The sequence below is a fragment of the Flavobacterium sp. A45 genome (assembly GCF_002001005.1).
Taxonomy (GTDB): Bacteria; Bacteroidota; Bacteroidia; order Flavobacteriales; family Flavobacteriaceae; genus Flavobacterium.
In genome coordinates, this window is sequence record NZ_MUNX01000143.1 from 1 (window position 1) to 8,769 (window position 8,769).

Sequence of the window (8,769 nt, forward strand, 5' to 3'; positions counted from 1 at the left end):
GGTTTGTTTATACTAATTAAGAGAAAATAATCATTTTGTATTATTCGATTAGGAGGTGTTTATAAGGAAAGGAATAAAATTTAATTTTGCTCAAAATTAAATTTCAAAAATGAAGACAAAATTATTTTTATTAGGATTATTCGTTTCTACGATGACTATGGTAGGACAAACTACAAGTACTACAGATAGTAAGCCAGAAACTTGGTATTTTAAATTAGGAGGTTCTTATTTTATGGAAACTGTCGCTACAGAATTTCCTGTTGTTGCTGGACAATTGCCAAATAAAGACATTTATGTAAATGGTGTTTTAAGTTCAAGAGAAACTATAACTGGATCTTTTGGAGAAGGTTTTCGTTCTGGTATAACTGCAGGGTATCGTTTTTCACCTCGTGTAGGGGTTGAAATGGGTATGAATTATTTTAAAAGCAATAGTAAAACTATGGTTGAAACTGTTGGTAGATATATTCAAGTTAATCCTTTTATCATATCTGTTACTGGTAAGGCTGAAGGGAAAATCACTGCTTTTGATTTGGCGCCAGCGCTTGTATTATTTCTTGGAGAAGCAAAAGGATTTGAACCTTATACGAAAGTAGGGGTTATTATTCCAGTTCATGGAGATTTGACAATTGAAACTACTAGAGCTTATACAACTCCAGCAGGAGTAACTAACGCATATACAAAAGAAGAGGTGTTGCCAAATCCAACAATGGGATTTATGGCTGCTTTAGGGACATCTTATAAATTAGGTAAAAATATTTCTGTTTTTGCTGAATTAGAGTACCGTAATTTTACTGTTAGTGGTGATACAAAAGAAACTGTTGAGTATACTGAAAATGGTGTAGATAAATTAAATACTCCTACATCTTTTAGAGATGGATCTTATTCAGTAAATCACACAAATTATGTTGAGCAAATCAATACGACTTCTAATAGTAAAGTAACAAATGCAGCTGGTTTTGATAGTACTAAAGCTACTGATGATATTAGTTCTTATGTTGGAATTAGTGGATTGGGTATGACTCTTGGATTGAAATACAGTCTATAATCAAACGCAATTGAAATAGAATGAAGGCCTTCTGAAAAGAGGGTCTTTTTTTTAGGACTAAATATTTTGAAAAGCGGAATGCCCTAGCCCTGATAGAAGCGGTATCCTTTTTTTGAGTTGATTTTTCTTCAACTCAAGAAAAGATACAAGCGGATAGCAGGAAATAGCTCCTAATCAATTGGAAATAACTATTAGTAATACATTTATAATGAAAACTAATTTGGGAATGGCATTTGGTTGGTTTTTAATTTCTAAATTTGTACCCTAGTTAAAAGAAACAAGCATTTAAACATAAAATAAAAATAGTATGGCATTAGCAATAACAGATGCTACTTTTGAAGAAGTAGTTTTGAAATCGACACAACCAGTAATGGTAGATTTTTGGGCAGCATGGTGTGGACCTTGTAGAATGGTTGGACCAATCATTGACGAACTTAGCAACGAGTACGAAGGTAAAGTAGTTGTAGGTAAAGTTGATGTAGATGCAAACCAAGAATTTGCTGCAAAATACGGTGTTAGAAACATTCCAACAGTATTAGTTTTCCATAACGGAGAAGTAGTTGGGAAACAAGTAGGAGTGGCTCCGAAACAAACGTATGCAGATAGCTTAGACGCATTGTTGTAATCGGTAACGATTATAGTTTATATAAAAAGGTTTGGCGAAAGTCAAGCCTTTTTTTGTTTATTAAACTGTCTAAAGTTTTTTATACATTTGGAATATGAAGATCGAATCGCAAATAGAAAAAATATCCAGTTTTCAGCATTTGGAATTGTTAGCCAATCAAGTGGTGGAAGGTTTTATTTCGGGAATGCATAAAAGTCCGTTTCATGGATTTTCGGCAGAATTTGCCGAGCATAAAGTATATAATGTAGGTGAGAGTACCAAGCATATCGATTGGAAGTTATTTGCCAAAACCGATCGGTTGTACACCAAGTGTTTTGAGGAAGAGACTAATTTAAGATGTCATATTATCATAGATAATTCCTCGTCGATGCATTATCCTAAATTAAAGAGCGATCAGCAGTTTTATGAGAGTAAAATAGGTTTTTCGGTATTGGCTTCGGCGGTTTTGATGAACTTGCTGAAAAAACAACGTGATGCGGTTGGGTTAAGTGTGTTTTCGGATAGTTATGAGTATTATGCGCCCGAGAAAGGGAGTGATCGTCATCATAGAATGATTTTGAACAAACTTGAAGGTCTTCTGGATAATTCAAAAGAGAAGAAACAGACGGACACTATTACCTATTTACATCAGATAGCGGAGAAAATTCATCGTCGTTCGATGATAATTTTGTTTACCGACATGTTTCAGTCGGATAACGAAGAAGCGCTTTTTAATGCTTTGCAACATTTAAAACACGATAAGCACAAAGTAGTTTTATTTCATGTGGTTGACAACGAAACGGAGCTTAAATTTGATTTTGACAATGCGCCAAGGAAGTTTATTGATGTGGAAACAGGGGATGAGGTAGTCATTTTTGCAGATAATGTTAAGGAAGAATACGAAAAACAGGTGGGCGATTACTTTAAAAAGCTGGCTTTAACCTGTGCTCAAAACAAAATAAAGTACATTCCTGTGGGGGTTGGCGAAAGTTTTGAAAAAATTTTAACGACCTACCTGATTGAAAAACAAAAGTTTGGGTAGTACGGCTGAAATTTTTTTAAAATTCTCTAATAAAAGGCTTGTGTAAATGAAAATCTATTGTATCTTTGCCACCGCAATAAAGCAGAGGTTTGGTAGTTCAGTTGGTTAGAATACATGCCTGTCACGCATGGGGTCGCGGGTTCGAGTCCCGTCCAGACCGCAATATTGGGAAAAGCCTTTCGTAACAGAAAGGCTTTTTTGCCCAAATACGGTATCTAAAGCTAGTTGTGTTGTTTCTCGTCCAAATATGACGAGACCGGTTTGTAGTTAGACCAATGAAAAGCTTTCCACTTTGTGGATAGCTTTTTTGATTTTAAGGGAGTTACATTTTTTTTGACACAAGTGTTATAAAATAGTTGCGTAAACGAAAATCTGTTGTATATTTGCACTCGCAATAAAACAAGGTTTGGTAGTTCAGTTGGTTAGAATACATGCCTGTCACGCATGGGGTCGCGGGTTCGAGTCCCGTCCAGACCGCAACATATTGTTTGAAGCCTTTCCTTAACTGGAGAGGCTTTTTTTTGTTTAATAATTTCAAAACAGAGCAGCACTATGTTGCCATACAATCCAAAGAAACAATCCCAGATACATCATACAGACCACAAACTTCATAAAAGAGGAAGCGAAGAAGCCTAGCAGAGATCCAGTAGCCGCTTTCAAAGCCCGTTGATGGTCTTGTTTATCATAAATGAGTTCACCAACAAAGGCACCCACAAACGGCCCGATAATAAAGCCCAACGGAATTGGAGCAAAAATCCCAACAATCAAGCCGATATTGGTTCCCCAAATGCCATATTTACTGCCTCCAAATTTTTTGGTCCCCTTGGCAGGGATGACATAATCCAAAACCGTTAGCACAACAGTAATCAATAAGGAAATGCCGAGAATCCAATAATTGGCAGGGACAGCAGTAGTAAAGTACAGTAATACGATTCCAACCCAACTGATGCTTGGCCCAGGTAAAACAGGCAAGAAACTCCCAAAAATACCTGCAACAACACAAGCAAAACCCAATAACAAAAGCAGGATATCCATAAAAATATTTTTAGTAATTTTGATGCCGAAAATGCAACACTCATTTCATTCACGAATATGAGAAAAATAATTGTATTTTTATAACAAATTAGTCCCATTCAAATAACAAACATTGAAGCAGTTTTCCCTTTTTTTAGTCTTTATACTTTTTAATTCCTGTCAATATTTTGACAAGCAGATTCCCTCCGAAAAGGAATTGTTGCAGAAGGAATTGAAGTCCATCAATTGGAAAGAGGTAGACGAATACCCATCGGTTGTGGATTGCGATAAAATTGAAGACAAAAAACAACGTCAGCAATGTTTTTTTGAGGTTCTAACCCAGTTAATACAAGAGAAACTATGCAACGACACACTGGCAATGCTATATCCGGAGCTGGACACCATCGAGGTAAAAGTGACTGTTTTTCCTAATGCAACAATGAAATTCGAACCGCAATTTCCAAAAGATTCGGTGGCTTATGATACCGTAAAAATTGACAGTATCCTCAAAGCCCGTTTGGTGGACTTCCCAAAAATCAATCCAGCAATCAAGCGAGGATTACCCGTAAAAACCCAGTTTATACTTCCTGTAATTCTAAAAGTGGAGTAGTTTTTTAAGGAGCTATTTCCAGCTATTCGTTGCAATCTTTATGTTTTTAAAGGAAAAACATAAAGGATTTTCACTGCTATCTGGGCTAGGGCATTCGTTTTTATAACAAGATTTGTTTAAAACCGCCTCCCTTTCCATTCGTATTTTCCAAACAAGCAATACAAGGCAACAGCGGTACTGAAAAACGGATACCACAAACTGCTTAAAAGCAAATAACGTATTTTATGTTTTGTCAAGAATTTGTTTGTTTGCTGTATCAGCACAGTGTCAATTCCAAACTTGACCAGGAAATACAGCCCAACGAAAAAATAAGGAAGCATCCCCAAAAATGTCAGTATAAAACAATATACCCAACCAAAATTCATAATAAAGACAAGCAGTCCCAACCTTTTCCCAAAAATACTTTGATAGGAAGTGGTTTTGGAAGCCCAACGAACGCGTTGGTTAAACAACGATTTCCAATCATTGGTGGGTTTTGTGGTTACAATAGTATTCTTTGATTTTAAATAAGCTACTTTTTCTGGATATTTAGACAAGGCTTTTTGCAACAGAAAAACATCATCGCCACTTGCAATTGCAGAGTTGCCTTCGAAACCTTTTAGCTTTTGAAAAAATGATTTGGTGTAGGCAAAATTAGCTCCATTACACATAAAACCTTTTTTGATTCCAAAACTGCCTATCGTTGCACCCTGTAAACTTGCCAAATCCAATTGTTGAAAATGATGCAAAAAGGAATTATTGCAATCGTAGGTAACCGCTCCTGCAATCATCGAGACGTGATGTAACTGAATGAAATTGTCCAATGCCAATAGCCAATTTTTAGAAACCGTGCAATCAGCATCGGTGGTGATAACCCAATCTGTTTTCACGATTTCCATAGCCGTTGCAATGGCGTCTTTCTTAGGAGAATTTGAAACGCGAATATTATTTAGAGTTGTAATCTGCAATCCGTAATCTGCAATCTGCAATCTCTCCTCCGATTCATCATCAACCAAAATCACTTCGAACAAATCCGTCGGGTAATTCAATTTTGAAAAGCTTTCCAGTAAAATCGGTAAATTTTCGGTTTCATTACGGAAAGGAACAATAATGCTAAAGCTGGTTTTTGGCGGTAAGCCAATGTATTCAAAATGATTTATTTTGGTAAAACCATAAATAAGCCAACTTATAGTCAGCACATAAACGATCGCTATACCTAATAAAAACAAAATCATAGCGAGGGTACAGTTTTGGGTTTGAAATTCAACACATAATAACTTCCAATAATCACCGGTAAAACCACATTCAGGAACCACATCAGTGTAGTCACAAAGACAACTACCCATTCATTTACGCCCAATATTCCAAAGAAATAAACTGCTACACTTCCTTTAACAGCAAAATCCAAAAATTGAAAAGTTGGTAAAGATGAGGCCAGAAAGTAAACACTCGAAATGGCTGACATTAAAATCAAATACGGCAAATCGACATCAAATGCCAAAAACAAAAAATAGTATTGATGGGAGAAAACCAAATACCTTAAAATAGCCAAAAGCGTATTTTTTTGATGAATCGATTTGGGTATTTCGTTGATTTTATGAATCAGCTTTTCTATGGAATAGCCTTTGATTGTGATTTTTTTGACTGAAAATAAAACAGCAAATAGGATTAACAGGATTCCAAATAATACGGCTACAGTTTTGGTGGTAATGACGTTGTATTGCGCATTGAAATACAACAATCCAAAAATGCCAAAAACCACTGTCAGTATCATCTGGATTCCGTTGCAAATCAGGTTTAAGAATACTACTTTCTTGGCTTCTTTTTTGTCAAAGTATAATGCTTTTCCGGCATATTCACCCACTCCGTTTGGAGTAAACAATCCTGCTGTAAGCCCAGCCAATACTTGTTTGGTTGCTTCGCTCAAAGAAATAGGATGTAGATAGGAAACCAAATTTTGCCATTTTAAAATTTCAAACAAGCGGTTCAGTACACTCAAAAGCAGAATAAAACCGATTCCTAAAACCGACTGATTTTTATGAAACAGCACCAAGAATTTTTGCCAGTCCAGTTTGTCGTTGTTGGCCAATTGATTGTATATAAAATAAAAGGCACCGCCTACAATCAAAAGTTTGACTAGAAGTACAAGGAATTGCTTAGTTTTGTGTGGTATTGAAATCATACCGCAAAGTAAAGGAAAAACTATTATACAAAGCCACGTAAAGGCTCACAGACTTTCACAACAGTACGAAAGAATACATTTTAAAATAAAACAAAAGGAGATGAAGAATAACAAAACTTGGCACGATAAACATAAAGAAACATTAGGCTTTGGCAGTCGTTTGGCTGATTCAGTGGCTAAAGGAATGGGTTCTTGGAAATTCATTATCATTCAAAGTATTTTTGTAATAGTATGGATGGGATTGAATCTAATTGGTTATGTGTATCATTGGGATGTGTATCCTTTTATATTGTTGAATCTTGTTTTTTCGACACAAGCCGCTTATGCCGCACCCATTATTATGATGTCTCAAAATAGGCAAAGTGAAAGAGATAGGATCCAGGCTCAATCCGATTATCAGACCAATATTGATGCAAAGCTTGAAATTGAAGCTTTGGCAATTAAACTAGATACTATTGAAACGGAAAAATTGGATAAAATAATAAAGATGTTAGAAGAGATGAAAATCAATTCGGCCAAATAAAAAACGCATCGTTACCACAACTTAAATACAAACCTTGACAAAAGAACGAATCATATTAGGAATAGACCCCGGAACCACCATTATGGGTTTTGGATTGATAAAAATTGTCAATAAGAAAATGGAATTTTTGCAACTCAATGAATTGCAATTGTCCAAATACGACAATCATTACCAGAAATTGAAAATCATTTTCGAACGTACCATTGAATTAATAGAAACCCACCATCCAGACGAAATTGCGATTGAGGCTCCTTTCTTCGGTAAGAACGTACAATCGATGCTGAAACTTGGTCGTGCACAAGGCGTGGCAATGGCAGCAGGGCTTTCCAGAGATATTCCCATCACTGAATACGAGCCCAAAAAAATTAAAATGGCCATCACCGGAAACGGAAATGCCAGCAAAGAACAAGTGGCCAAAATGCTCCAACAATTATTAGGATTGAAAGAATTGCCAAAAAACTTGGATAGTACCGATGGATTGGCAGCTGCGGTTTGTCATTTTTTTAATTCGGGGAAAGTTATTGGAACCAAAAGCTATACAGGCTGGGATGCTTTTGTTAAACAGAACGAAGAACGAGTTAAGAAATAGTGGTTAGTTTTCAGGTTTATAATAATCAGTAAAAATAAATTATGTCAAATAATATTCACTTTTTAGGAGACAATCCTATATCTAAACCAGGAGATGATTTATTTAATTTTAAGCACTATGCTGATAAAGTTCAAAAATTAATTCAATTAAATTCTAGTAATCCAGAACCAATAACAATTGGTATTTATGGAAAATGGGGAGAAGGTAAAACTTCATTTTTAAATTTAATAGAAAACAAAATTGATCACTTCGATAAAAAAGAAGGCGATAAAGAATATTTGAAATTTCATTTCAATCCTTGGAGATATTCTAGTGAAGATGAGATGCTATTTGATTTTTTTGATTCACTGTCAAAGAAATTTTATGTAAAAGAAAATACAAATCTTCATGAAGTAGGTAAATGGATTTCAAAGTATAGTAAATATTTGAAAGCTGTAAAAATATCTGCTACGGTTGGCATTCCAAAAATTTTCAACAGCAAAGTTACTTTTGATGCTAATGAGATTTTTCAAGCTTTAGGGGAAGATTTACAAGATGATAAATTAACTCTCGATTCATTAAAAGATAAAGTAAATCAGGCAATTAAAAGAGTTAATTTCAAAGTTGTAGTATTTATTGATGATTTAGACAGGTTGGATAAAGAAGAGATTTATACAATTTTGAAGTTAATTAAGCTAAATGCTAATTTCAGCAACTTTATTTTTATTGTTAACCTTGATAGTGCACAAGTTGCAAAAGCAATTAAACACAGATATGGCGATAATATTGAAGATGGAAAGTCTTTTTTAGAAAAAATCATAAATATACCTATTCATCTACCTAGAATTGAAGAAGAAGATTTAAAAGAATTTTTTAGGGAAAGGCTATTTCAAGTCAAAATTAATTTAGGAATAAATAATACTGAACGTTTTGAGGATGAGTTTAAACAAATTGATTTGGAATTTTCCTCAGGTTATTTTAGTTCGCCTAGGGAAATAATAAAGGTTCTTAATAGTTTTTTTATTGGAGCTTTTGCTATTGCTGAAGAAATTAATTTAAGAGATTTATTTTGGATTGAATATATTAAAATTAAAAGCGGAGAGTGTTATGGCTTAATTAAAAATTACTCTAATAAATCGACTTTTGCATCTTTTGAAAGTATAATTGATTTTAATGATGATAACGAATCCAAGGATGTAGTT

Annotated in this window: 10 protein-coding genes and 2 tRNA genes; 9 read left to right on the forward strand and 3 right to left on the reverse strand. The window is 34.7% G+C overall.

What is annotated here, in order from left to right:
• The first annotated feature begins 109 nt into the window (after positions 1 to 109).
• The 5 genes from B0E44_RS16095 to B0E44_RS16115 all read left to right on the forward strand — a co-directional run bounded on the left by B0E44_RS16095 (position 110) and on the right by B0E44_RS16115 (position 3,168).
• A complete protein-coding gene (locus B0E44_RS16095; RefSeq protein ID WP_077377583.1) occupies positions 110 to 1,045 on the forward strand; it encodes an outer membrane beta-barrel protein in 936 nt (311 codons plus the stop codon).
• 307 nt (positions 1,046 to 1,352) lie between these two features.
• Positions 1,353 to 1,670, forward strand: coding sequence for a thioredoxin (gene trxA / locus B0E44_RS16100; RefSeq protein WP_077377586.1), 318 nt, complete (start codon positions 1,353 to 1,355; stop codon positions 1,668 to 1,670).
• A gap of 94 nt (positions 1,671 to 1,764) precedes the next feature.
• Positions 1,765 to 2,691, forward strand: a complete 927-nt coding sequence (locus tag B0E44_RS16105; protein WP_077377589.1) for a DUF58 domain-containing protein — start codon at positions 1,765 to 1,767, stop codon at positions 2,689 to 2,691.
• Positions 2,692 to 2,777: 86 nt separating this feature from the next.
• Positions 2,778 to 2,851 (forward strand) — tRNA-Asp (locus B0E44_RS16110).
• Positions 2,852 to 3,094: 243 nt separating this feature from the next.
• Positions 3,095 to 3,168 (forward strand) — tRNA-Asp (locus B0E44_RS16115).
• Between the two features lie 57 nt (positions 3,169 to 3,225).
• On the opposite strand, the gene B0E44_RS16120 is transcribed toward B0E44_RS16115, so the two are convergent.
• Complete coding sequence (locus B0E44_RS16120; protein ID WP_077377592.1) at positions 3,226 to 3,726, reverse strand: DUF456 domain-containing protein; 501 nt, start codon at positions 3,724 to 3,726, stop codon at positions 3,226 to 3,228.
• Between the two features lie 112 nt (positions 3,727 to 3,838).
• Between B0E44_RS16120 and B0E44_RS16125 the strand changes: the two genes are divergently transcribed.
• Positions 3,839 to 4,315, forward strand: a complete 477-nt coding sequence (locus tag B0E44_RS16125; protein WP_077377597.1) for a hypothetical protein — start codon at positions 3,839 to 3,841, stop codon at positions 4,313 to 4,315.
• Positions 4,316 to 4,431: 116 nt separating this feature from the next.
• Here the strand turns inward: B0E44_RS16125 and B0E44_RS16130 are convergent, their stop codons facing one another.
• Both B0E44_RS16130 and B0E44_RS16135 read right to left on the reverse strand, forming a co-directional pair.
• Positions 4,432 to 5,529 (reverse strand): glycosyltransferase, encoded by a 1,098-nt coding sequence (locus tag B0E44_RS16130; protein WP_077377600.1) that lies wholly within the window; start codon positions 5,527 to 5,529, stop codon positions 4,432 to 4,434.
• Positions 5,526 to 6,476, reverse strand: coding sequence for a lysylphosphatidylglycerol synthase domain-containing protein (locus B0E44_RS16135; protein WP_077377603.1), 951 nt, complete (start codon positions 6,474 to 6,476; stop codon positions 5,526 to 5,528). The genes B0E44_RS16130 and B0E44_RS16135 overlap by 4 nt, the downstream gene beginning before the upstream one ends.
• Positions 6,477 to 6,576: 100 nt before the next feature.
• On the opposite strand from B0E44_RS16135, the gene B0E44_RS16140 reads away from it, so the two are divergent.
• The 3 genes from B0E44_RS16140 to B0E44_RS16150 all read left to right on the forward strand — a co-directional run.
• On the forward strand, positions 6,577 to 6,999 hold the full coding sequence (locus B0E44_RS16140; protein ID WP_077377606.1) for a DUF1003 domain-containing protein: 423 nt from the start codon (positions 6,577 to 6,579) through the stop codon (positions 6,997 to 6,999).
• 34 nt (positions 7,000 to 7,033) lie between these two features.
• A complete protein-coding gene (gene ruvC / locus B0E44_RS16145) occupies positions 7,034 to 7,588 on the forward strand; it encodes a crossover junction endodeoxyribonuclease RuvC (protein WP_039116297.1) in 555 nt (184 codons plus the stop codon).
• A 41-nt stretch (positions 7,589 to 7,629) separates the two neighbouring features.
• A partial coding sequence (locus tag B0E44_RS16150; RefSeq protein ID WP_131828094.1) for a P-loop NTPase fold protein occupies positions 7,630 to 8,769 on the forward strand: 1,140 nt, incomplete at its 3' end.